The sequence below is a fragment of the Polynucleobacter sphagniphilus genome, assembly GCF_001953355.1.
Lineage (GTDB): Bacteria > Pseudomonadota > Gammaproteobacteria > Burkholderiales > Burkholderiaceae > Polynucleobacter > Polynucleobacter sphagniphilus.
In genome coordinates this window covers 1-24,676 of the sequence record NZ_MPIY01000003.1, presented here as the reverse complement: position 1 = coordinate 24,676, position 24,676 = coordinate 1, and the positions used below count along the sequence as shown (strand labels likewise).

Sequence of the window (24,676 nt, the reverse complement as noted above, 5' to 3'; positions counted from 1 at the left end):
TCAGTTGCATGAAAATTGGTTTTGTGGCGCTAGAAGCTTGATTTACATAGGGGTTTTTGCCTAGGTCGCACCATTAGCACCACCTAAGCAATAAAATGAAACATGCCTAACGCCTTTCCTTTTTCCGCCTCTCCTTTTGACTGCCTTAACAAGCAGGAGCAAAGGCTAGTTGCCGATAGTGTAGATATCGCCTACTTCAAACAAGGCGAAATTATTCTGGACATTGGATCAACCCCAACCCATCTCTTTGTCATCATCAAAGGATTTGTGCGTCAATACGAAAATGATGAAGAATTGGCTGTATTTGGCCCAGATGATGCCTTTGATGGTCGAGGCTTAATGGCGGGTAAAGTGTCTAGTCAATTTATTGCTGCTGAAGAAGTAATTGCCTATCAATTAGCAAAGGCAACGGTGCGAGAGCTGATTTCAGACAACGCTACTTTTGGCGCCCTCATCTTTGCTGACCTCTCCAACAAATTAAATGCCTTGGCAAAAAGACGTAGTCAATATGAGATGAACTCCCTGAGCCTAGCTCAAGTGAGTCAAGCTTTTTTACGCCCAGTGAATATAGTTGATGCCAAAACCAGCATCTATGAAGCGGTAGAAATTTTTCAGAAACATCGGACCACTAGCGTGCTGGTAAGAGAAGGCGCCCGGGAAGGTGCCGGACTTGGGATCTTCACAACAACTACCCTACAAAAAGCGTTATTAGCAAATCTTCCGATTCAATCGACTCCAATAGGACCATTGAGTATTTACGAGCTCATTACTGTTCAAGCAAATGATCACCTGTATGAGGCATTAGCCACCATGATTCGCCATTCAGTTCATCGCGTAGTGGTGATGGATGGCAGCGAAGTCATGGGCATCTTAGAGCAAGTAGATTTACTCAGTTTTATTGCAAATAGCTCATCTCTCGTTGCTCAAAAAATATTCCAAGCAACGACACTGGATGATTTAAGACTACCGGCAGAACAAATCACGAATCTCATTAGCCTATTGCATCGTAATGGCACCAAAGTGGGCATGATTGCACGTTTGGTGCAGGAGTTAAATGCCAAATTATTTGAGAGGGCCTGGACCTTAATTGCTAGCCCAGAACTCTTTGAGCATAGCTGCCTTTTTGTGATGGGAAGCGAAGGTCGCGGCGAGCAAATCTTAAAGACCGATCAAGATAATGGATTAATCCTTAGCAATGACTACCCCATTACGCAGGAAGTAATCAATGCTTGCGAACAATTTTCCCTGGCCTTAACGAGCTTTGGCTATCCAGAATGTCCGGGAAGAATCATGGTCAATAATGCTGACTGGCGCATGTCTGAGAGTGAATTTAGCAGTACCAGCAAAAACTGGTTACTCAATCCAACCCCAGAAAGCCTCATGAATTTAGCCATCTTTCTAGATGCGCATGCAGTCTGTGGTGACATACAATTATTGAAGATAGTCAAAGAAGGTTTGTTTGACCTCATCAATGACAATCAAATATTGCTCGCGAGATTTACTTCAGCAATTGAGTCCATCTCTTCCGAGGTAGGCTGGTGGAACCGCCTACTCACCTTGAGCGGCGAGCATTCTGAGAATCGCATCAATCTCAAAAAAGCTGGAATCTTTGCGATTGTTCATGGTGTTCGATCGCTTGCCCTAGAAAACCATATTTGGGCCAACTCAACCGAGGGACGCGTCCACGAACTAGTCAAGAAAAATAAGATCCCCAAGGATCTTGCCAATGATGTGATTGAATCACTGCATGTCTTAATGGGACTCAAACTTGATAGTGGTTTAGCCGAACTAGAAACAGGTAAGCCAGTTAGTGGCGAAGTGAACATGAGTGCCCTCTCCAGTTTAGAGCGTGATCTTCTAAAAGATTCCCTGAATGTAGTGAAGTCATTCAAGCTATTTTTACACCAACATTTTCGTCTCGACTTTGCATGAGTAAGTTAGCCCCAGGAGTGATCCGAAAGCTATATCGCTCCATTTGGCGAGAATGGCTACTGTTTCATTTGGCAGATCAGCAGTATCGCTTCATGTTCGAGCCACCTCCCCAAAATGAATGGGTAGTGCTTGACTGCGAAACAAGCGGACTAAATGTATCTAAAGATGAAATCATCTCGATTGGGGCAATCAAGATTGTAGGCAATACCCTCATGACCAGTGAGCGCCTAGAGCTATTAGTGAAGCCAGAAAAAAGAGTTTCTCCTGAGAGCGTCAAAATTCATCGCTTACGGGAACTAGATGTTGCCAATGGCTTAAATCCCGAAGTGGCCGTGAGTCAATTGATGCACTTTATTGGTAGTCGACCCATTGTCGGCTACTACCTTGAATTTGACTTGGCAATGCTCAATAAAGTGATCTGGCGTATGCTGGGATTAGGCCTACCCCAACCTAAGATTGAAGTATCCTCCTTGTACTATGACTATAAAAATCGTCAATTGCCCAGCAATGAACGCAATGGCAATATTGATTTGCGCTTTAACAAAATCATGTCTGATCTAGGTCTACCTGTCAGAGATGCGCATGATGCCATCAATGATGCGGTTATGACTGGCATGGCATTTATTAAATTGCGGCAGCTACTTAAACTTTAAAAATAAAAATGGTTTGCCCAATAAAAAACCAGGATTGCTCCTGGTTTTTTATTTATAGAGTAACTAATTAGCAATTAGTGACCCGACGCTCCTGATGCACCAAAGCCAGTTTCTGAACGAACTTGCTGCGCTTTAAATGCGGCACGTTCATTTTTTGCATTCTGGCTATTATCGAGTACAGAGAACAACCATACCCCAACAAAGCCGACTGTCATTGAGAACAAGGCAGGTGATGAGTAAGGAAACCATGCACTGCCTTTAGGGTTGCCCAATACTGCTTCCCATACCGCTGGAGAGACAATCGTCAAGGCTACTGAAGATGCTAAGCCGAGGAAGCCACCAATCACGGCACCCTTCGTAGTGCAATCTTTCCAAAGTACAGATAAAAACAATACTGGGAAGTTTGCAGAGGCAGCGACAGCAAATGCTAAGGCAACCATGAAAGCTACGTTCTGCTTTTCAAAAACGATGCCGAGCAATACCGCAATTGCACCCAAAGCAAGCGTGGTCAAACGAGATACTCGCAACTCAGATGCACTATCAGCATTCCCTTTTTTGAACACGGTTGCATACAGGTCATGTGACACTGCAGACGCGCCCGACAGAGTCAAGCCAGCAACTACCGCCAAAATCGTAGCAAATGCTACCGCGGAAATGAATCCGTAGAACACGTTACCGCCTACAGTTTTAGCTACCAATACCGCAGCCATGTTTGCAGAGCCAGCGCCACCGTTAATCACGCCCTTTGCTACATCAGCCATCTCAGGATTGGTCAGCACTAAAGTGATAGCACCAAAACCAATAATGAAGATCAACACATAGAAGTAACCGATCCAAGTGGTTGCCCACAGAACAGATTTACGTGCTTCTTTTGCATCAGGTACGGTAAAGAATCGCATCAAAATGTGTGGCAATCCAGCAGTACCAAACATCAATGCCATACCAAAAGAAATTGCAGAGATTGGATCTTTAATAAATCCTCCGGGGCTCATGATACTCATCCCGGCCTTCAATGCCTCTTCTGGAGTTTTACCAGCATTGGTTGCAATGGTTGTTTTCACCTCTACTGCTTTTGCAAATAAAGCTGCTGGACTAAAACCATATTGAGACAAGACCATAAATGCCATGAACGTTACACCGGCGAGCAGCATGCAGGCTTTAATGATTTGCACCCAAGTTGTGGCAGTCATACCGCCAAACAAGACGTATATCATCATCAAGCAACCCACAATCACCACTGCCATCCAGTAATCAAGGCCGAAGAGTAATTTAATTAGTTGGCCAGCACCCACCATTTGAGCAATCAAATAAAAGGCAACTACAATTAAGGTGCCTGAGGCTGCAAATGCACGAATTGGACCCTGCTGGAAACGATAGCCTGCCACGTCGGCAAAAGTAAATTTACCCAAGTTACGCAAACGCTCTGCCATTAAGAAAGTAATTACTGGCCAGCCAACTAAGAAGCCAATAGAGTAGATCAAGCCGTCATAGCCGTTAGCCATTACCGCTGCAGAGATGCCTAAGAAAGAGGCTGCTGACATATAGTCACCAGCAATGGCTAAGCCATTCTGGAATCCCGTGATACCACCACCTGCCGTGTAGAAGTCCGCTGCAGACTTAGTACGCGATGCCGCCCACTTCGTAATAAACAAAGTAGCCACTACGAAGGCGGTGAACATCCCAATCGCAACCCAGTTAGTTGCTTGCTTATCAATTTGACCGACATCACCAGATGCGAATGCAAACAAAGGCAGCGCCATGAGCGCCAAGGCGCTGAGTAATTTTTCGATACGTTTCATTTGGAGGCTTCCTTCAGGATTTCAGCTGTCAAAGTGTCGTACTCACCATTCGCCCGACGAACATAGATAGCGGTAATCAAAATAGTGAAAACAATTACACCCATACCAATAGGAATACCAAGACTAGTTACACCATCTCCGAATTGTTGAGCCAAGAATGGTTTATCAAATGCAATTAAGGCAATGAAGCCGTAATAAACGATAAACATCAAGATACAGAGGGTCCAACCAAAAGTGCTGCGCTTATGCTTGAGCTCTTGGTATTTTGGATTTGCCTCTATGCGTGCCACGACAGCATCAGACATACGCTTCTCCTAGTGAATAAGATTAATAATGTCGCCATTTTATATAGGGAAATACGAAAAAAAAGGCTATTTAGCTTTAGCTTAGGGAATGTCCTATAAAGGTATGCCCTAAAAGACTATTGGGCTAGTAATGGCAATATGGATAGTCCACCTATTCACTGCCGATCATGTTTACAGAAAAATCCCGCACCCCCGAAATCGTTTACGTGATTGATGATGATGAAGCCATGCGCGATTCACTACAATGGCTGCTTGAGGGTAAAGGTTATTCGGTGCGCTGCCACGAGAATGCAGACCGATTTTTACAAGCCCTACAAAACACTGATCAATCCGCCATTGCATGCGCCATTATGGATATTCGTATGCCCGGCATGTCAGGCATGGAGTTGCATACAAGGCTCTCAAAATCAGAGCACCGCATGCCAACTATTTTGATGACAGGGCATGGAGATATATCAATGGCTGTAGAAGCCATGAAACAGGGTGCAATGGACTTTATTCAAAAGCCCTTTCGCGAGGAGGAGCTTGAAAACGTGATTGAACGCATGCTCGAACAAGCTCGTCTTGACAACAAAAAAAGCTGGGAGTCGAGTGAGGCTCAAAAACTGCTGGCCACATTAACCCCCCGTGAAAATCAAGTCTTAGAGCGTATTGTGGCCGGGCGAATTAATAAGCAGGTGGCCGATGATTTAGGAATTTCCCTCAAGACTGTTGAAGCGCATCGCTCTAACATTATGGATAAACTCAAAGTAAGAACCGCTGCTGACTTATTGAGGACAGTCATTACCAATCAAAAACCAGCCTAAAAACTAATACAACTAACTTGGCTGCTTGATTTCTTTAATGGTATTGCCCTCGCCCACCAGAACAATTTTTGGAAAGTGCTGGGCTACTTCAGCATCGCTTATTTGCCCATAAGTGCAAATGATTAGGTGATCACCAACATGAGCCTTCCGGGCGGCTGCACCGTTTAAAGAGATGGCCCCTGAGCCACGATTTGCTTTAATAATGTAAGTAGAAAAACGCTCGCCATTATTGATGTTATACAACTCAATCTTTTCGAACTCACGCATTCCAGCGGCATCCAATAGATCCTCATCAATTCCGCATGAACCTTCATAGTGCAGATCAGCTTCTGTCACGGTTGCGCGATGAATTTTAGACAACAACATAATGCGGTTCATATGAGATACCTATTTTCAAAAACACTCGTACAAAAAACTTAAAACCCCAGCTATTTCTAGCCAGGGCCTTGTTTAAAGCTAGCAAACAATGCTCTAGAAGGTATTTTATACCCTCTGGAGTACAGTAATTACTTGGTGCGACGCTTGGCTGCAGGTTTAGCAGCTTGACCAGCAAATTGACCTTTCGCTGTATTCATTGCAGTTTCAACGCTTTTCTCGAAGTTACTGAATGCATCTTGAGCGGTAGAGCGCACTTGATCAAAGTTTTGAATGGCTGTGTTAAATGCATTTGTAAAGGCACTGACATAGGCTTCAGAGCCAGCTGGGGCTTTAGATGCAGCAGCTGCCATAAATTCTTTCAAATCTTCTTGTGATTGATCGATAGCAGCTTCAACTGCCTCAACCAACTCTTGATTGCCGCGACGCAATACTTCAGCAACCTTCTTTTGATATTGGGCAACTTTAGCGACAGCCTCTTGAACTTCTGGGCTTTGTAACAACTCTAAAGCCGCTTTAGCATCTTTTCCTTTAAGCAGTTCAGCTGCTTTTGCCTGGGCTTGAGCAACTGCTTCTTGCGCAGCTTGGTAATTGATTTGAGCTAATTCTTGAGCATTTTCTAAAGCGGTTTGGCCTAAAGCACGAGCTGTTTCGATCGACTTAGCTTGGTTTTCTGCGAATTGATTTTTAAACATGATGATCCTTTGGTAATTGGTTATGTTGCATTGCACCATAATAAATACCCCTCAGGCCAATAGCAAGCAATATTTGCTGCAAAGCAACAATTATTTGATAAACCATTGTTTTTAAATGAAAAAACCACCCGAAGGTGGCTCTCTCATGTAATAAAACGATGATTTACGGCTTAACGACGTGCCATACGTTATTGACGTTCTCACCAAGTTGATCGCCTGGCTTGCTATCTTTCGCATAGAAATACAAAGGCTTGCCCTTGTAGGTCAATTGTTTCTGGCCATCTTTGCGAGTAATGAAATTAAAGTCGCCAGACACTTTGATGCCAGGCTCTACGTAGACAGGTGGCCAATTTGTGGCGCAAGTCATTACGCACTCAGATACTCCAGAAGCAGGCTGATCCTTGTCAAAGGTATACACGGTTTTGCCATAGCTGCTGGTCATGATGCCGTTGTTAATCTTCATAAAGTCGGATGAAGGTGTAGCTACATCTGGAGTGGTTGAGCATGCGCTCAAGGCAATTGCAAAACAAATGCCTCCCAACACTTTCCATTGAAAGTTCATATTTTTTCCTTTAATCGTTTAATTAGTTACCAGGACCAACCAAGGTAATCTCGATGCGGCGGTTTTGAGCACGGCCTTCAGCAGTGGCATTAGATGCGACAGGATTGGACTCACCCATACCTTGAGCAGAAATCAAACTCTGTGACACGCCTTTTTTGATCAGATAGTCCACCACGTTATCTGCACGTTTAGAAGAAAGATCTAAGTTGGTGCGAATGCCGTATTTGTGCATATCTGCACCAACTGGCACGTTGTCGGTGTAACCCTTAACAACCACCTTGGTGTTTTTAAACCCAGACAATGTAGGAGCCATTTTTGCTAGAACTTGATCAGCCTTTGCATTTAAGTTAAAGCCGCCCTCAGGAAAGAGGATTTTGTCCTTGATCGTAATGCGCAACTCACCCTGCAGCTGGCGAATTTCTACCTCATCACCTTGGTAAGCTTGCTGTAACTGTGAATAAGCCCTATCAAGATTGTTATAACTGGATTCAGTTACACAGCCGACCAAAGAGCCTAAAACCAACATCATTAATGCTATGAATATCTGTTTGCCAAAACGCATAAATAACCCTTTTAGTTAAATAAATCAAAATAAACGAAGTTGCTAGCCTTGCTAACTTCAATGATGAATAGGAGTTAGCAAATATGACAGCCTTTGCATCAGTATAGTATTTACCAACTCTGTTTTTTGCCATCAATCCAAGTTTCCTGAACCTTGATGTTACGAATTTGGTCAACGGGTGTCGTACGTGGATTAGCCCCCAAAATAACAAGGTCAGCCTGCTTACCCACTTCTAAGCTACCGATCTTGTCGTCTGAAAACATTTCATAGGCCGCATTGATGGTAACCGCACGAATTGCATCATCAACTGTCACGCGTTGATCTGGACCCAAGACTTCACGTGGTGGTTTTTGCCATAGGCGGCCAGCACCCTCTGAGATGTAATTCAATGGGCTTACATTAGAAACCGGTGAATCACTATGGTAAGCAAAGCGGCCACCCTCTTTCTTAAATGCTGCTGAGGGATCAATGCGATTGGCACGTTCAGGACCAACAATATGGTTATGGAAAGCCCCTCCCCAATAATCAACATGTCCAATCGTAAAACCAGGAATGACGCCTAACTTGACTGCCTTTTTTACCTGCTCAGGCGTGTTGATAGTGAAATGCTCGATGCGTAAGCGCCGCTCCTCAGGATGCGCATTACCAGCCAATAACTCTTCATAGTTATTTAGCGTTTGATCAATTGCACTATCACCATTGGCGTGAACGGCTATCTGCCAACCTTGATCGAAGTAAATCTTCATTTGCTGGTAAAGATCTTCTGTGCCGTAATCTAAGGTGCCCCGATTACTCGTATTGCTTGGATAGTCATAAGGCTGATTTAGCGCAGCAGTTAATCCCTGAGTGGAACCATCTGAAATAAATTTCACACCAATAAAGCGCAGGCGATCATCCCCCTCATTGGGTTTTATACCATCATAGCCAGCTGGAATGGCAGGTCCATAGAGGTAAGCGCGTACTCGAATTGGTAAACCCTCATTGGCCGCTAAGTCCTTGTAGAGCTTGACTTGCTCCTCGAGAGGGGAATCAAACCCCACGGTAATCTCAGCCGAGGTAGTCACGCCAGCAGAGGCAATATATTGAGTGGTTTTTTTGATGGCCTTGATCAAATCAGCCGCGGGAGGAGCAGGCATTTTTGCCATAAACGGCGTGAATGATGGTGGCTCAATTAATTTACCCGTTAACTTACCTTGAGCGTCTTTTACATAAACACCGCCACCAGAGGGGTTAGCAGTGCTTTCTGTCACGCCGGCCAGCTCCAAAGCTTTGTGGTTCACATAGCCAATGTGGCCAGACTGATTAATAATAAAAATAGGTACAGTAGTTGAAACTTTATCCAAATCATTAGCGGTGAGCTCCGCCATAAAAGGGGAGGTTCGCGAGGGGTCTACTCCAAATGCAAATAACCATCCGCCAGCTGGAATACTGCTGAGGCGCGCACGTAACTTTGCCTCTATGGTGTCTAAGGTGTCATAAGGCAATGTAAAGTTGGATAAATTTAATCCCAACCCCTCTGATAAAGCGGTGCCAATAATATGGATATGGGGCTCAACAAAACCAGGCATTAGGGTTTGACCTTTTAGATCAATCAATTGGGTTGTATCGGTCTGCCATCTTTTGCTTACTGCAGCCTTTGTACCCACTGCCACAATCTTCCCGCCCTGCACTGCTAGAGCCTGGACTTCCTCATTCTTAGAATTGACAGTTAAAACTGGTCCGCCATAAAAGATTATGTCTGCCCCAGGGCTGGCGGCGACAGTAGCTGACTGGAAGATGCCCAATAAACATGTCAAGAAAGTGAGGTTGCGAATTAATTTCATTTCAAAGCCCTTAAGTAAAGATTGGGTGCATTAATCCATAGTAACCATATTTTTTGACTGCTTAAATAAGGAAAACCCCAGCAAGGTGGACTGGGGTTGTATTGTCGATCTACTTATTTCGGCCGATTTAACTTAAATAACTGTTCAGGCCCAATAGTAAAATAATCCCCAGCGCCTCCAGCGCGCAAAACATGGCCTACTTCAGCAGTTTGGTAGATACCATCCTTAAGGCAAGTTTGATCAATATGAATCTGCACCACTTCGCCCAGGACCAGCCAACTCTCCACCTTTGATCCACTGATGGTTTCTAGCTGAATGATTTGAGTCGCCTTGCACTCAAAGGACACTTTTGATTCTGCAACGCGAGGAGGCGTAACAATAGTTGAATCCATTTGAGTCAGACCGGCCATCTCAAACTCACTCACTTCTGGAGGGTAAGGTGCGCAGGTTTGATTCATCGCTGCAACCAAGTCCAATGTCACGAGGTTCCAAACAAACTCTCCGGTCTCCTGAACATTTCTGACTGTGTCTTTATAGTCAATGCTTGAGAAGCCAATGATGGGGGGAATGTAATTGAAGGCATTAAAGAAACTGTAAGGCGCTAAATTACATACACCAGCCCTACTCTTGGTTGATATCCACCCAATCGCCCTTGGACCCACAATCGAATTAAATGGGTCGTGCGGCAAGCCGTGGCCATTCTTTGGCTCATACGAATAAAAAGAGTTCACTGTTTCACCTCAGTTGTTTAATTTTTAACCTCGCCCCAACCACCACCAAGCGCTACATACAAAGCAACCGTATCTTGATAACGCTGAGCCAAGGCTTGAACGTAAGCAATACTAGCTTGATGATATTGAACATCGGCGATTAATACGCTGAGGTAGTCAACCAAACCAGCGTTGTAATTGATTTGCATTAGCTTTAATGCCTCTGCGGCAGCTGTTTTAGCATCTAGCTGACCCTGCACAGCCTGGGCATCATGCACCAGAGCCGTCAAGCAATCGGCCACCTCTGCAAAAGCATTTAATACAATCTGCTTATAACTAGCCTGGGTCTGCTCATAAGCATCTAGAGAGGCCTGCCTTGCATAGTAGAGGCTACCGCCCTTAAAGATAGGAATACTTATGCCAGGACCGGCAGACCAAAATTGCTGACTTGGCCCAGAAAGACTAGAGAATGTATTGCTAGCTACCCCATAAGTGGCATTCAGACTTACACTAGGAAACATCTCGGCAGTAGCCACCCCAATGTTGGCACTAGCGACATGCATTTGCGCTTCAGCAGCCAAAATATCGGGTCGATTGCGCACTAAATCAGAAGGAAGGGTCACCGGAATATCGGCCGGTAGGGTCAAACTCTCTAAAGTGATCGTGGACAGAGTAACGTGAGAAGGATCAACCCCCTCAAGAGCTGCCAACAAATGCTCTGCTTGACTGACACGCTGGCGCAATGACGCAATCGACGCCTCATTACTAGCGATAAGACTCTGAATACTTAACACCGTAGCGTAAGCAGCCGTACCTCCCGTCACCTGTGCCTGCGCTACCTTCAGTTGCTCTTTTTCCAAAGTGATTAATTCTTCAGTAACCTTAATTTCTTCTAAGTAGCCAGCCCGAGCAATACTGGTGTTCACCACATTGGCAGACAGCATCAAATAAGCCGCATTGGTAGAGTATTTTTGATAATCTACTTGCGCTCTTAGAGCCTCTACTTGCCTGCGCTCACCACCAAATATATCGAGCACGTAACTCACGCTGGCACTAGCAGTGAGTAAATTAAATATAGATCCCGGCGCAGCAGAGCCTAACTGCATAGGGGCATTCGCTATCCTGCTTGCACCCAAACCGACGGAGACCTGAGGAAAGAAGACGCCATAGCCAGCACGCATTAAATCCTGACTTTGCTTTAAGCTTGCTTCAGATGCCAGTAAAGATGGATTTTGTTTTAGAGCTTGCTCCACTTCTGCATTTAAGGTTTCTGATTGAAACATCATCCACCAATTTGCATCGGTCCATGTTCCAGAATGAAACATTTGCGTCTTGCCATCTGCACGAATGGTTTGCCAAGGCTCATCATTTTTTAGATATGCAGCCCCCTCGGGAGCTTGGGGTGAGACAAAATCAGGTCCAACAGCACATGAGCCCAGAAACAAGGCAAGCAGAATAATAAAGAAGGGCTTATGTTTATTGACTTGCACGTTTGCCCACATACACATCAACTAATTGACCAGGATAAATCGTCAATTCTTTTGGCTTATCAAAACTAAAAATGACTGGCAGTACGCGCACATCGACACGCTCCGTACGTTGATTAGATAACTCAATTTTGGGTGACACATTGGGCTGAAAGCGAACAATTTTCAAAGGCACCTTGGTATTGGATCCGCGAATAAACATATACGCATCAATATCAACCATACTTGGTAGCTTTTGCAGCAAGACTTCATCTATATAACAGCGCACTGCAAGAGCATCTCCGCTTGCCCCAAGTACCATGATGGGCTGATTTTGCTGCGTATAAGTGTCATACACACCTTGCGCAGAAATATAACTTCCTAGCGCGGTATTGATAGAGATGACCTTACCCGCAGATAGCGCGTGAATATGGTACTTGGCCAATAAACTAGTAGCAGTCTCATATTGCCTTTGACTAACATCTAAGTTTGCCTTAGCCAGCCCCACCGCATCTCTAGCACCATCTAAAGCGTCTTTGCTAACCGCTCTCGGATCAATATCTGCTGCCGCTTTTTGTTTTTGATATGCATCTTCTGCCGTTTTTAGGGAGGCACGCGCTACTGCAATTTGCGCCTTTGCTTGCTGTGTTGTTGCTCGCTGCACCGAATCATCCATTGATAAAAGAGGTGCGCCAGCAGCAATGTCTTGCCCCTCTTTGACATTGATCTGATTTACGGTGCCAGCCACTTCGGGATAAATATTGACATTGGATCCGCTGGCTTGCAAGGCCTCAACAATACCCTCGGCATAAATACCATTCTCATAGGGATTAGAGGCTGGAGTGAAAGCTGGTGGCAGAGGATTTTGACGTTGACCCCAATAAAAGGCCGTTCCTATTGCCAGTACAACCCCTAGGATCGCTAAGGCAATAATGATTTTATTTTTCATTTGCCAGTCTCTCTATTTCGATTAATTTTCCATCTTCCATCTTCATCATGGCATCAGCATATTCAAATATACGGCTATCGTGCGTAACAATAATGATGCACCGATTCGGATTTAAGATTTCTGCCCTAATAAATTCGAGTATCTTCCTGCCGGTATCGCCGTCCAAAGAGGCGGTAGGCTCATCAAAAATCAAGATATCTGGTTGTGCAGCAATCGCTCGCGCAATAGCCACTCTTTGTTGCTCGCCGCCACTTAACTTCATTGGCGGAAGATCGGCCTTGTTTTTTAAACCCACAATGTCCAAATACTTGCGAGCCGTATCTACTGCCTCAGCCCAGTTTACCCTTCTCAGAATGAGAGGAATTGCCACGTTCTCTGCAGTTGTGAGCCTGGGGAATAAATGAAAGTCTTGAAATACAAAACCAATTTTATTGAGGCGGAAATTAGCCAATTGATTGGGGGTAAGTTTCCATAGATCACTTTCACCGACCCATACCTCACCAGAGTTAGGCTCTAAAATTCCAGAAATCATACTAAGCAATGTCGTTTTGCCGCTACCGGATGGACCGACAATAAAGAGAATCTCGCCAGCATAGGCCTCGAAACTGATATCCCTCACAGCAAAGGTTTTAGCCTCACCCTCACCAAACCACTTGCTCAGCTTACTAGCTCTTAGGGCAACTTTTTTCATTTAACCCCTAAAAATATCAAATGGTTGGATTTGCAATACTTTTCGAATGCTGATGTAGCTCGAGAAGATGGCAATAATGATCACCAACAAGAAGGCCAAACTTAAGTTAGGGTAAGTGACTTGTGCAGCGTAATCGGGCATCCTTAATTTAGCCAAAATCATTGCTGTTGTAGCCAAACCCACACCCAGTCCATAACCCAAGAGGCAAGTGAAGGTGGATTGCACCATGATCATCCATACCAACTCACGCCCTTTGGCGCCTATTGCCTTTAGGGCTCCAAATTTATCTAAGTTCTCCAGCACAAAGCTATAAAAAGTTTGGCCTGAGATTGAAAGCCCAACAATGAAGCTAATAATGGTCATGATTAATACATTCATTCCCATGCCAGTTTTAAATTTATAGAAGTCAGAAATCTTTTGGGTAAATTGCTCTCGAGTTAAAGCCTGATAGCCCAAATCTTTAACCTGCTTTTGGATGTAAGAAATATCAGCAGCTGTCTTGGGCTCTACTAGCACGAAAGACATGGTGAAGCGAGATGAGGGTATGTAAGTAATCGCACGGTGATACGTTGTATAGAGGGTTGGCACCCCAAACAAACCAGATTGCGGAACCTGGGCAATGCCCACAATTTTTCCGCGATGATCATTTAATTCAAATTCGGTGCCAATTTTTGGGTTTTCAAGCTTGTCGTATTCCGCATCTTTAACAACAATAAAACCATTTTCCGCAAAAATATCTTCTATATTTCCCTCTAACAACAGAGGGCGTCCGTATAGGGTGACATCATCTAGACCAATTACATTGACGCCTTGATAGGTGCCATCGCTCAATTTAACGAGAGCACCACCAAAATAAATTGGCTCAGCGTGTTTCACCCCGTGAATACTTTTTGCAAAATCCAGAACGTAATCCGGCATAGGGATGCTACTGGAAACATTATTTACAGCAGGATCAATGATCCAAATTTGTGCTCCAACATTTTCAACCGAAGAAGATGCCCTTAAAAGAATCCCCGAGAACATGGACATCATCATTACCATCAAAAAAACAGCAAAGGTGACCCCCATTAACAGGGCTGAAAATTTTCCCCTGTCATTCATAAGCAACTTCAAAGCCAGCCTGAAAATACCGCCCATCTTTCATCCTTGGACCCAATACCCCATACTAACTTTATTGCATTGCAAAAGGAAGTCGGGCTATGACCTATATCAATAGATGCATACCTTTTAGCACCGCCCGGATAGCTGCAAGCGCTATTGACTATTTTCGGGGAAAATCCAATGATGAACGAGCAGCCATTAAACACCCCAAAATCCCCTAGCGACCTGTTTTTCTCCTTTGCAGGACTTTCCATTAAGGCCTTTGGGGGGATCATCGTCTTTGCAGAACAGATGGTGGTAGAAAAGAAAAGATGGCTCTCACGCAAAGAGTTTCTAGAGGATTGGGCTGTTGCTCAGACGATGCCCGGTGCCCCCGTAATGAATCTAAGTATCATGATTGGCTCTAGACACTTTGGCGTTATGGGTGCACTAGCAGGACTAACGGGCATTCTATTGTTGCCTCTCATTTTGATTTTGCTATTAGTGTGCGCATTTGCTTATTTCGGGGAAGACCCCCGGATTGTTGGCGCATTACAAGGAATGGGCGCCGTATCTGCTGGACTTTTGATATCCACAGGCGTGAAATTAATTAAACCCCTGAAAGTCAATCCCCTCGGTAAAACTATTTGCGCTATTTTGGGCTTGTCTTGTTTTGGGTTAATTGCACTTGCACATTACCCCCTAGCGACCGTTCTTATTTGTCTTGGGCCCTTGGCATGCATCTTGGCCTATTTTAAATTTGCCTCTAGCGTACCCAGGGAGTCAGCATGATTCACATACCCGACTGGTCGGCCCTCTTTTTGCATTTCGGCATACTCTCACTCTTCTCGGTGGGTGGACCGATGGGATTAATCCCTGACATTCATCGCTACCTCGTCACGGAGCATGGCTGGATCAGTAATGCTCAATTTACCGATTCCATCGTCATTGCGCAGGCATCACCAGGCCCCAATATTTTATTTCTGGCGCTACTGGGATGGAATATGGGTCTGCAAGCCGGTGGTTATTTCTTAGCTCTACTCGGCGCTCTTGGCTGTCTATTTGCTTATGTTGTTCCCAGCAGCATTCTTTTTTACATCACAGCCAACTGGGTGGAAAAGAATAGAAGCAGTCGCTTAGTGAAATCCTTCAAGGCTGGCATGAGCCCAATTGTGGTTGCACTGCTGATTTCTTCTGGGATCGTATTAGCGGGCGCCAATGGGAATGGTCACAATGATTTTAAGCTCTGGCTATTGGCAGGCCTAACAGTGCTAATGGTTCTTCGCACCAAAGTGCCCATGCTACTACTGCTTTTAATCGGCGGCTGTATTGGTGCTTTAGGGGTGTTTGCATAAACTCTGACCGTGGGCGAGTAATAAAAAACCACCCGTAGGTGGTTTATAAATTCATACGCTACTGAGTTATCTCCGGAATCCACCCTCGCGCATTTCACCACCACCTCTAAACTCTTCACGGGGGGCAGCATTCACGTGTGGAGCGCCTGTTGACCGATTATTTTGTACAGCTTTTGTAGTGTTTTGTACGGCTTGCTTTTGTTGTGCACTAGCGTTACTCCAAGCTTTTTGAGCGTTCTCACGCGTTTGTTGCGCAGCCTGCTTTTCCTGAGGGCTGGCATTTTGATTCCAGTAATTACGGGCACTTTGTTGACGTGCCGCCTGGGTCGCAGCCTGATGGCTTTGATTGATATTGCCGTAACGATTATTTAGTGCAGGGTTGGAATAAGGCACGTTAGCGCGATGCGCTGGGTTGTACTTCCAATCACTTTGATTGCCGTAATGATTGGGACCCATATTGGCGGCATTGTTATAGCCATGATTGAAATTATTGTAGGTGGTGTTGTTGATTACCACTGATCCGCTACCCCAATGCGGCGTCGCCCAAAGAGCAGCACCAACAGCCAAACCAACACCAAAGGAAAAGAACATGCCGCCTGGCGATGGTGCATAAGGATAGAAGGGTGGCGGATAGTAACCAGGATAAGGCCAGGGGCCATACACTAAATACGGGTTGTACGCAGGCACATAAATCACTTGAGGATTGGTAGGTTGAATCACGATGATTTTTTGGCCATCCTGATTTTCAGTGCTAACTGTTTGCTGTGGACCAGATTTGAGATTATTTGCACCCTGCGCTTTAGCCCGCAAAGTCTGCACTGCCTGAAATAAATCCTTTGGTTGAGCCAGATAAGCATCGCCTAATTTTTGAGTCCACGCCAAATCCTTGCCCATTAAGTTCAATGCATCGGGAAATTCAATTAAAGATTTGACACTGTTATCCCAGGGCTGAGTCTTTAATGCCTCTTCTCTAGCGCTGCCAGTAAGCTGTGCATTATTGCGCAGCCAATTATCAGCTTCAGCCACTTCCAAAGGATAAGTTGCGGCAATGAGAACCTGGGCTAATAATGAATCTGGGTATAGAGCAACGGGTGCCACTAAAGATCCCAGTTGGGATTGATTTAAGATCGGCCCACTCGGAGTGGCAGCGGAAGGTGCATTTGGATTGGGTTGTGCCTGCACATATGCCAGTGGGGTACCGGCAATGAATCCTGAAAGTACAGTAACAAGGAGCTTCTTCGAAAATGGGGTGTGTGGGTTTGTAATCATTAAATTACCCTTCTTTAAGCAATATCTAGCTCTATCTTACGCCCGAAATCAAACCATGCCAATTGGATGTACTCAAAAAAACACCAATCCGTAGATTGGTGTTTATGAATCAAATCAGCATTCCATTATTTCTTGGGAGCTGTGATTGCTGCTTTCATCTCGTCAAAATAAATCACCTTAATTTGATCATGTAGCGCAATTTGCTTAAATAATTTCTTATTCTTAATGTGGATGACATGAATCTCTCCATCCATCCCTTTCACTGCAATATTACGTTTGGCTTTATCAATCTCCATGACATCAGTAATCACTGATGTAGTGTTAGTTACAGCACCGGCTGGCTTGTCACCAGGAGCCGCAGAAGTAACGGTAGTAGTTTGATCTTCTTTGCGGATATTGCCCTTGGAATTGAGCAATTCAACAGCAACACCGATCTCAAAAGTGATATTTAAATGATCGCCAACTTTGATTTGGGGAAAGTTCTTAATGGCATGACTAGCAACAAACTGTGTTTCGCCTTGCTCATTTTTTAATGTGACTGTGCGAGTGGCAGAGTCGATTTTTGTTACTGCGCCCTCCATGACTGAATACTTTTCAGCCACTACGATGGCATCCTCAACCAAGGGCTTGGTGCTATCGGCATAGGCCGCATGGCCCATCAATATAAATGCAGTGCCAAGTGAAATGAGTACTGAACGTGTAAGTGCCATATGGATTCCTATTAAAGTATATGTAATTCAATGCTGGGATAATCAGCTTCTAATAATAGTAAATCAATTAAAGATATTCTTGGCAAACTTCTAGCTCTCGTAAGATAATTTAACGATGACATCAGAGCTTAAAAAAGATACGTTAGGCATTTTTCAGTCCCTCATTATTGGGGTTGCCGGCTCAGCCCCCTCTTTTAGTATTTCGGCAACGATGGCAGCCCTCATAGCTGCCGTTGGCGTCCTGGCGCCAGCCAGCCTTCTGTATTGCGGCCTCATGATGGTCGGCATCGTTTTAGCCTATATGCATTTAAATGCGCACCGCCCAAATTCAGGTGCATCCTTTGCCTGGGTTACCGAAATATTTGGCACCTCCCTGGGATTTTTTGCTGGCTGGGCATTGCTAGTTGCCTCTGCCCTATTTATGGTCTCAGCTAGCATTCCTGCAGGGGCTGCCACCCTGCTGCTATTGCGCCCCGAATATGCCGACTCTCAAGTGGCAGTCACCCTGTGTGCAGTTGCTTGGCTTACTCTAATCACCATCTTAGTAGTCAAGGGTATTGGCCTGACCGCCAAGGTTCAGATTGTGATGACCTTAATTGAATTACTTATTTTGTCGGGCATTTCTCTGTTAGTGATTTTCCGCTTTGGGGGCGCAGCGCTCCATGAACTTTCTTGGCATAGCTTTTCGCCCTCCGCCTTTACGCCCAGTGGTTTTGCAAACGGCGCTGTCATTGCACTCTTCTTTTTTTGGGGCTGGGATGTTTCGATTAATTTGAACGAAGAAACTAAAAACCCAGAGAAAGCGCCAGGTTACGGAGTTGTCGGAGCCATTTTGGTCATCATTGCCGCCTTCACGGCGTTTGCAACCATCTCCTTACTTGCACTATCTAACGAAGAAATTTCTCAATCGGGTACTAATATTATTTTTTCAGTGGCTGACAAGGTGCTTCCCGCTCCTTGGAGTTATCTAGCAGTACTAGCACTCATCCTCTCGACGATTGGCACCATTGAAACCTCCATGCTGCAATTTTCTAGGACGATGTTTTCTAAATCGCGTGAAGGCATCTTTCATATTCGCTGGTCTCAAGTCCATGCCCAATGGAAAACACCTTATGCTGCGACCTTTTTAATTGCCTCAATTGGTGCAATACTTTTGCTGCTATCGATCAGCTCCAAAAGTATTGCTGATGTGATGATGGCATCCATCAACATTATTGGAGTGCAGGCCGCCTACTACTATGGCCTAGCAGGCTTTGCCTGTGCTTGGTGTTTTAGAAGACAGGCGCTCGGATCTATTAAGCTGACCATCACCATGGTCATTTGGCCAGTGCTATCGGCCCTGGCACTTTGGTGGGCTGCGGTGATGGCCATCAAGGGGTTTGATGCCCTCACCTCAACCATCGCTATTGGTAGTTTACTGCTGGGCTTTATTCCGCTCTACAAAAGCATTCGGAAACGCGCAAGTCAAAATTAATTCAGCGTTTTTAAATAAGCGATGAGATTTTTGCGTTCAGCCTCATCAGCCATACCTGAGTAAGGCATGCGGCTACCAGGAACTAAGGCTTGAGGATTGGCAATGTATTGATCTAAAGAACTTTCATCCCAAGTAATACCACTCTTCTTCAAGGCACTTGAATAACGAAAGCCTTCGACAGTTCCTGCCTGACGCCCATACACTCCAGCCAAACTCGGCCCCAATAAATTTTCACCCGGCTTAATGCTGTGGCAAGCAACGCATTCTTGAAAAGCATTCTTGCCTACAGCAACGTCTTGGGCAAACGATGCCTGTGAGAAAAGGCATAAGAGAAACAATGATGATGAAAAATAGCGCATTACTTTACCTATTTAAACTAAAGATCCAGGGTTTTTGATATAGCGATTTTTAATGACATCCACAGTCATATAGGCTAATGCACCAACTGGCCCAGTGGGATTGTAGGCAGCGTTATGCGAGAACAAAGAGGCGCCCATAATGAATAAATTATGCGCATCCCATGATTGGCAGTACTTATTCACCGCGCTATTGGTTGGGTTGGTGCCCATAATGGTTCCACCCGTATTGTGAGTGGTTTGATATGGAACGACCGACCATGGTGCTGTCTTTGCTTTCGCAGGACTCAAGAAGTCGGGATTCAGACTCTTAGCAATTTCATTAATTTTTTGAGCCGTGAATTCCGAAAGACGATGCTCATTGGGCTTGTAGTCAAAGGTCATGCGCAACAATGGCATTCCCAAGGCATTCTTATAAGTTGGGTCTAAATCAAGATAGTTATAGCGATTGGCCATGACGCTACCGGCCGAATTAATTGTCATCGAGCGTGAATACCACTTAGCCATCGCTTCTTTCCAAGCCTTACCCCACTTGGGCGTGCCGGGAGGAACTGGGTGGAAAGCAATCGGACGGCCACCATACATGCCGCCATTTAAAGTGGTACCACCAACAAAGTTAGGGCCGGAGCGATCGAAGTTCCAGTTGCCGTTGTAATCGTCAACTAGCGTTGTCAGGCCGCCAGTGGACATAAAGGGATTGAAGATCTTGTCATTAAAAAACAGTGTGGCTCCAACACCTGTTTGGTAAGCATAATTTTTTCCAATCACACCTTTTTGCGTCACTGGATCGTAGGGCTTGCCAATACCAGAAGTCAGCATCAAATGTGTATTGTTTAATCCATATGCCGCCAAAATCACAATTTTTGCCGGTTGAAAAAACTCTTCCCCAGTCTGCAAATTGGTATAAGTTACACCAGTAGCCACTTTCTTTTGCTTATCCATATGCACTTTACTGACCACACTAAGTGTGCGCAATTCAAAAGTCGGCTGCTTCATTGCAAAAGGGATCACTGTGATTAATGGGCTTCCTTTGGCGTTGGCTTCACAGCCAAAACGTTCACAAAACCCACAGTACTGACATTGACCCAGCTTAGCGCCATCTGGATTGGTATAAGGTCTAGAAGCATTGGCAACTGGCATTGGGAAAGGATGTAGTCCCATGCTTTTGGTAGCGCCAGCGAATAAATCATTTGCCAAGCTACGCTCTAGAGGCGGCAACGGATAAGGTGATTTACGTGGCGCCTCAAATGGATTACCGCCCTCAACTATTTGCCCATTGAGATTACCTGCTTGCCCAGAAATACCTGCAATTTTTTCAAACTTGTCATAGTAAGGCTCGAGCTCTGCATAGGTAATGCCCCAGTCTTGAATTGTCATATCGTCAGGGATGAACTTCTTGCCATAGCGCTCTTCGTACATCGAGCGAATCTTGAACTCCATATCAGTCCAACGCCAAGTATGACCGTTCCAGTGAACACCCGCACCGCCCAAGCCTTCGCCGAGCAAAAATGATCCTAGCTGGCGCATTGGCAATGCAGTTTGACTAGGGTTATTGCGAACCGTTAAAGTGTCTCTGCGCAAGTCTTGCATCAAGCCATGCCGAATACCAAATTGCAGCTCATCACGAATATGCGGCACAGAAAAATCTTCTTCTGCCGAGCGTGGCGCACCACGCTCTAAGGCCACCACTTTTAAGCCGCTCTCGGAGAGCTCTTTTGACAGAATGCCGCCAGTCCATCCCATGCCAACAATTACAACGTCTACTTCTGGAAGTTTTTTTGCCATGACTTTGCCTTAACTGACGTCCGCAATACCCAAGACTTTTCCTGGGTAGAACTTATTTTTATACTCAACGATATTGCGTGCATTGGTTTCAATTACGCCTGGGAAGCCAATCATTTTCCACGCCGCTTTATTGCTATTACCGCCATAAATTGGATCAGCATATAAACCCTCTACAACAGATTTATAGGCAATATCAAAAAAGAACTTGGATGAGAGGCCGCCCTCAAAAACCATTTTTCCAGAATCAAGAGACTTCAAAACCTCTTCTTTTTTAGAAGTATCTAGCAAGTCAAATGTTTTGCCGTAGAGCGATTCGCAGTGCTGATTAGTTGCCGCAATACCTGCGCGATAAACCTGCGATGGCAACAAAGGAGACTGATACCCCTGAGTGGGTAACCCAACTGACCAGGGGCCTTGCATATACATGCGATCCCCTTTACCCCAGCTACCCGCTAAAGCGCGGTCAATAAAAATATTGATACCTAGATCAGTGCCCTTGGGGGTGAATTGATCGGCGGGTACCATATGATCAACGAAGGCCTCAACAAAGCTAGCCTCGATTGGCGTCAGAAAAACATAAGCCGCGATTGGGGCGCTAGCGTCTCCATTCTTTTGAACAAGCAACGATTGTGCGCTGGATACCCCCGGGGCACCCATCACGGCACCACCCACCAGAGCTCCCTTGAGGAGCTGGCGACGTGAGCTATTTTTTAAATCTTGATTTGTATCATCCATCAGAATTCCTTGAATGTGTCAGTCATAAAAAGTAAAGCTTGGTTTTTATTTTTCAGGCTTAAATGTGGTGTCTAAAAATTCTTGCACCCCTGCAAACATGAGCATCCGATTTTTTTCCATGATCAAGGTATGAGTGCCCTCGCTAATTTGTAACATAATTTTGTATGGCGCATTGACAAGCTTTGTATAGTATTCATAAAGCATGTAGCTTGGTAAATCAGCATCCCACTCCGCATGCACCAACATCACTGGCACGTGGATGTTAGCTGGGTCATAAACAGGCTTACCTACAGCCCAATACTCGCGGACATCTTTGACAGTGCCATTGGGGGCGCGCACTTTTTGCGGCGTTTGATTTCTGCCCCAAGGATCGGTATCAAAGGTTGCTTTTGCCCATTGATCAAACCAGCCTTCTGGAATGAGTGTGCTCTTGGCATCTTCGGGCACCCCAGTAAGCCAGCGCGCCTTTGCATCAGCTACCGAAGCCACGCGATACGCTCCCAATACTCCCCCTTTATCCGTGAGGGATGGTCCGCCTTGGCGCAACCATTGCGGTGCATACAGCACCAATTTATTCACCTTATCGTTATGCTCGGTGGTGTACTTGCCCATGATGGTGGTGCCCCAAGACCAGCCAAGCAAATTGAGTTTGGCGATATGGCGTTGCTCGAGAATGTAATTGACAGCGCTCGATACATCCCTCACTGCCACATCGGTAGTTACCAAAGGAGCATTTTGTTCAGCAGGCTGATCCATCTCAGGGGGGCGAGTTGATTTACCGTAACCCCGTAAATCCACCAACCAGACGTCGTAACCTCTGGCGGCCATGTACTCCATCCAAGAGACTCCACCAAGGGGCAGATCAAAAGCCGTTTCGGCGGGGTAGGTTGAACCATGAACATAGAGAACGGTCTTTTCCGGGGAGAATGTCTTCATCCCAGCCAAATGCTTATTGCGCACATAGAGCGAAATCCCAGCGGTATCGCTAGGAATCATGTATTCGGCCATTTGGATTTTGCTTGCTGCAAAGGCAGAACCCAAGCCAAGGCAAAGGGATAAGGCAAGCAACAATTGACTCAATTTCGTCATGCGTAAGGTCACCGCTTATCTCCTATTTCTATATTTTTAGTTATAAATACCCTTTAAGCATCTAGGGAAATCATAGCATTGATAGAAATAGTGATCCTTGACCTGCGGCAAGCCTAAAAAACCCAGCATTGGATGTTTCCAGGCAAAAAAACCACCCCGAAGAGTGGTTGTCAATATCCAAAATACGCCATTGAGATTTTGAATTTAGTTAGATGTCCCTGTTGTGTAATCGTAGGTTGGGACATCTTTAATTTTTTGACCGCTCAATGCCAGACTATGCAATGTCTCGCTAGACTCAACCATTAATCCAGCAGCCTTGGTCTTCATTGCCTCTAATTTCTCGTAAATGCGAGGAAATTTAGGATTGAGCTCATTTGGAATCTGATGTGGATTGTTTTGAGCTTCAATTGATCCATTCATCATGCTTGCCTCTACGCTACCAGTCACCATCCAAACCGCACAGGCAGCTAGAAAGAATCCGGCATATGTCATTGCACGGGTAATCCCCCCACAGGTTAACTGAGCTCAGAGGTAGAATTTTCTCGAATATAGAGGAGTTCTACATGAAGCGTTCTAAATTTACTGATAGCCAGATCATGGATGCCCTAAAACGGGTGGATGCTGGCCTAGCAGTTCCAGAAATCTGTCGTGAACTGGGTATCAGCACTGCTACTTTCTACAAGTGGCGCTCTAAATATGGCGGCATGGACACTTCCATGATGGCCCGCATGAAGGAGCTTGAGGCTGAAAATGCCAGGCTTAAGAAGATGTACATCGAAGAGAAGCTCAAGGCGGAGATCTTAAACGAGGCCATCACAAAAAAGTGGTGAGCCCAATCTCACAGACGTGAGATGGCCCAAAAGGCAGTCAGAGAGAAGGCAATCCCCATTCGATTGGCCTGCGCTATCTTTAGCGTGAGCGAGACCTGCTATCGCTATGAAGCGAAGAACAATGTGCAGAACGAGCTCATTGCCAACTGGCTGATCCGCTTAACGGACAACAACCGCAGTTGGGGGTTTGGCCTTTGTTATTTGTATCTACGCAATGTCAAGAACTACACATGGAACCACAAACGCATCTACCGGATTTACCGCGAGCTTGAGCTCAACCTGCGCATCAAACCCCGTAAGCGTTTGGTGCGAGATAAGCCAGATGCATTGGTCGTGCCGCTGAGTATTAACCAAGTCTGGTCAATCGTCCCGCGGGATTCCCTTCGGTCACTTTATGCATGACCAGTTGCAAGATGGCAGAAGTATCCGTCTGTTTAATGTGATTGATGACTTTAATCGTGAAGCCTTAGGTATTGAAGTGGACTTCTCATTGCCGGCAGAGCGAGTAGTTCGTAGCTTAGATCAGATCATTGCTTGGCGAGGTAAGCCGGCAGTTATACGGGCGGACAACGTACTAAATGCAAGAACTTTTTCCAGCGATAGGCAAAGCCATACCGTAACTGCAATTTGCAGTTAAAAAAATCAAACTTACTACTTGTCTATAC

At 45.3% G+C, this 24,676-nt stretch carries 25 protein-coding genes and 1 pseudogene; 7 read left to right on the top strand and 19 right to left on the bottom strand.

Features of this window, described 5'->3' with window-relative positions; all coding sequences use genetic code 11:
- Window positions 1-102: 102 nt before the first annotated feature.
- Both BOQ04_RS03815 and BOQ04_RS03810 read left to right on the top strand, forming a co-directional pair.
- Window positions 103-1,932, top strand: coding sequence for a putative nucleotidyltransferase substrate binding domain-containing protein (locus tag BOQ04_RS03815; RefSeq protein WP_076023462.1), 1,830 nt, complete (start codon window positions 103-105; stop codon window positions 1,930-1,932).
- On the top strand, window positions 1,929-2,585 hold the full coding sequence (locus BOQ04_RS03810) for a 3'-5' exonuclease (RefSeq protein ID WP_076023461.1): 657 nt from the start codon (window positions 1,929-1,931) through the stop codon (window positions 2,583-2,585). Before BOQ04_RS03815 ends, BOQ04_RS03810 begins: the two co-directional genes overlap by 4 nt.
- Window positions 2,586-2,659: 74 nt before the next feature.
- Here BOQ04_RS03810 and BOQ04_RS03805 read toward each other — a convergent pair whose 3' ends face one another.
- A complete protein-coding gene (locus tag BOQ04_RS03805; protein ID WP_076023460.1) occupies window positions 2,660-4,384 on the bottom strand; it encodes a cation acetate symporter in 1,725 nt (574 codons plus the stop codon).
- On the bottom strand, window positions 4,381-4,689 hold the full coding sequence (locus tag BOQ04_RS03800; protein WP_076023459.1) for a DUF485 domain-containing protein: 309 nt from the start codon (window positions 4,687-4,689) through the stop codon (window positions 4,381-4,383). Before BOQ04_RS03800 ends, BOQ04_RS03805 begins: the two co-directional genes overlap by 4 nt.
- A 167-nt stretch (window positions 4,690-4,856) precedes the next feature.
- Between BOQ04_RS03800 and BOQ04_RS03795 the strand changes: the two genes are divergently transcribed.
- The gene (locus BOQ04_RS03795; RefSeq protein ID WP_076023458.1) at window positions 4,857-5,495 is read left to right on the top strand and encodes a response regulator transcription factor; all 639 of its coding nucleotides are present in this window, start codon (window positions 4,857-4,859) and stop codon (window positions 5,493-5,495) included.
- Window positions 5,496-5,507: 12 nt separating this feature from the next.
- On the opposite strand, the gene panD is transcribed toward BOQ04_RS03795, so the two are convergent.
- The 10 genes from panD to BOQ04_RS03745 form a co-directional block, all read right to left on the bottom strand.
- A complete protein-coding gene (gene panD / locus BOQ04_RS03790; RefSeq protein ID WP_076023457.1) occupies window positions 5,508-5,873 on the bottom strand; it encodes an aspartate 1-decarboxylase in 366 nt (121 codons plus the stop codon).
- Window positions 5,874-6,001: 128 nt separating this feature from the next.
- Window positions 6,002-6,565, bottom strand: a complete 564-nt coding sequence (locus BOQ04_RS03785) for a phasin family protein (RefSeq protein ID WP_076023456.1) — start codon at window positions 6,563-6,565, stop codon at window positions 6,002-6,004.
- Window positions 6,566-6,728: 163 nt separating this feature from the next.
- Window positions 6,729-7,127, bottom strand: a complete 399-nt coding sequence (locus BOQ04_RS03780; protein WP_076023455.1) for a COG4315 family predicted lipoprotein — start codon at window positions 7,125-7,127, stop codon at window positions 6,729-6,731.
- Between the two features lie 22 nt (window positions 7,128-7,149).
- Window positions 7,150-7,689, bottom strand: a complete 540-nt coding sequence (locus tag BOQ04_RS03775) for an OmpA/MotB family protein (protein ID WP_076023454.1) — start codon at window positions 7,687-7,689, stop codon at window positions 7,150-7,152.
- A 110-nt stretch (window positions 7,690-7,799) separates the two neighbouring features.
- Entirely contained in the window at window positions 7,800-9,512 is a 1,713-nt protein-coding gene (locus tag BOQ04_RS03770) for an amidohydrolase (RefSeq protein ID WP_083657508.1), read from the bottom strand.
- A 113-nt stretch (window positions 9,513-9,625) separates the two neighbouring features.
- Window positions 9,626-10,243 carry a flavin reductase family protein gene (locus tag BOQ04_RS03765; RefSeq protein ID WP_076023453.1) on the bottom strand — a complete coding sequence of 206 codons (618 nt, stop codon included), beginning with the start codon at window positions 10,241-10,243 and terminating at the stop codon, window positions 9,626-9,628.
- 17 nt (window positions 10,244-10,260) lie between these two features.
- Window positions 10,261-11,712, bottom strand: a complete 1,452-nt coding sequence (locus BOQ04_RS03760; protein ID WP_233126626.1) for an efflux transporter outer membrane subunit — start codon at window positions 11,710-11,712, stop codon at window positions 10,261-10,263.
- Window positions 11,699-12,637 (bottom strand): efflux RND transporter periplasmic adaptor subunit, encoded by a 939-nt coding sequence (locus tag BOQ04_RS03755; protein WP_076023451.1) that lies wholly within the window; start codon window positions 12,635-12,637, stop codon window positions 11,699-11,701. The genes BOQ04_RS03760 and BOQ04_RS03755 overlap by 14 nt, the downstream gene beginning before the upstream one ends.
- Entirely contained in the window at window positions 12,627-13,328 is a 702-nt protein-coding gene (locus tag BOQ04_RS03750; protein ID WP_076023450.1) for an ABC transporter ATP-binding protein, read from the bottom strand. Before BOQ04_RS03750 ends, BOQ04_RS03755 begins: the two co-directional genes overlap by 11 nt.
- Window positions 13,329-14,465 (bottom strand): ABC transporter permease, encoded by a 1,137-nt coding sequence (locus tag BOQ04_RS03745; protein ID WP_076023449.1) that lies wholly within the window; start codon window positions 14,463-14,465, stop codon window positions 13,329-13,331.
- Window positions 14,466-14,612: 147 nt separating this feature from the next.
- Here BOQ04_RS03745 and BOQ04_RS03740 point away from each other — a divergent pair, with 147 nt between their 5' ends.
- Together BOQ04_RS03740 and BOQ04_RS03735 are read left to right on the top strand one after the other, a co-directional pair.
- Window positions 14,613-15,200: a chromate transporter gene (locus tag BOQ04_RS03740; RefSeq protein WP_076023448.1), complete on the top strand. Its 588-nt coding sequence runs from the start codon at window positions 14,613-14,615 to the stop codon at window positions 15,198-15,200.
- On the top strand, window positions 15,197-15,763 hold the full coding sequence (locus BOQ04_RS03735; protein ID WP_076023447.1) for a chromate transporter: 567 nt from the start codon (window positions 15,197-15,199) through the stop codon (window positions 15,761-15,763). The genes BOQ04_RS03740 and BOQ04_RS03735 overlap by 4 nt, the downstream gene beginning before the upstream one ends.
- Before the next feature lie 66 nt (window positions 15,764-15,829).
- Here BOQ04_RS03735 and BOQ04_RS03730 read toward each other — a convergent pair whose 3' ends face one another.
- Window positions 15,830-17,032, bottom strand: a complete 1,203-nt coding sequence (locus BOQ04_RS03730) for a DUF3300 domain-containing protein (RefSeq protein WP_076023446.1) — start codon at window positions 17,030-17,032, stop codon at window positions 15,830-15,832.
- Between the two features lie 125 nt (window positions 17,033-17,157).
- A complete protein-coding gene (locus BOQ04_RS03725) occupies window positions 17,158-17,742 on the bottom strand; it encodes a hypothetical protein (protein ID WP_076023445.1) in 585 nt (194 codons plus the stop codon).
- 115 nt (window positions 17,743-17,857) lie between these two features.
- Between BOQ04_RS03725 and BOQ04_RS03720 the strand changes: the two genes are divergently transcribed.
- Window positions 17,858-19,216, top strand: coding sequence for an APC family permease (locus BOQ04_RS03720; RefSeq protein ID WP_076023444.1), 1,359 nt, complete (start codon window positions 17,858-17,860; stop codon window positions 19,214-19,216).
- On the opposite strand, the gene BOQ04_RS03715 is transcribed toward BOQ04_RS03720, so the two are convergent.
- The 5 genes from BOQ04_RS03715 to BOQ04_RS03695 all read right to left on the bottom strand — a co-directional run bounded on the left by BOQ04_RS03715 (window position 19,213) and on the right by BOQ04_RS03695 (window position 23,673).
- Window positions 19,213-19,575, bottom strand: coding sequence for a c-type cytochrome (locus BOQ04_RS03715; protein WP_076023443.1), 363 nt, complete (start codon window positions 19,573-19,575; stop codon window positions 19,213-19,215). The genes BOQ04_RS03720 and BOQ04_RS03715 overlap by 4 nt on opposite strands.
- 12 nt (window positions 19,576-19,587) lie before the next feature.
- Window positions 19,588-21,357, bottom strand: a complete 1,770-nt coding sequence (locus BOQ04_RS03710) for a GMC family oxidoreductase (protein ID WP_076023442.1) — start codon at window positions 21,355-21,357, stop codon at window positions 19,588-19,590.
- A 9-nt stretch (window positions 21,358-21,366) separates the two neighbouring features.
- Window positions 21,367-22,092 carry a gluconate 2-dehydrogenase subunit 3 family protein gene (locus BOQ04_RS03705; protein WP_076023441.1) on the bottom strand — a complete coding sequence of 242 codons (726 nt, stop codon included), beginning with the start codon at window positions 22,090-22,092 and terminating at the stop codon, window positions 21,367-21,369.
- Between the two features lie 45 nt (window positions 22,093-22,137).
- Complete coding sequence (locus tag BOQ04_RS03700; RefSeq protein WP_233126625.1) at window positions 22,138-23,193, bottom strand: alpha/beta hydrolase; 1,056 nt, start codon at window positions 23,191-23,193, stop codon at window positions 22,138-22,140.
- Window positions 23,194-23,385: 192 nt separating this feature from the next.
- A complete protein-coding gene (locus BOQ04_RS03695; protein ID WP_076023439.1) occupies window positions 23,386-23,673 on the bottom strand; it encodes a DUF2408 domain-containing protein in 288 nt (95 codons plus the stop codon).
- A gap of 71 nt (window positions 23,674-23,744) precedes the next feature.
- On the opposite strand from BOQ04_RS03695, the pseudogene BOQ04_RS10610 reads away from it, so the two are divergent.
- A pseudogene (locus tag BOQ04_RS10610) lies at window positions 23,745-24,582 on the top strand (transposase); the annotation flags it as partial.
- Window positions 24,583-24,676: the final 94 nt, after the last annotated feature.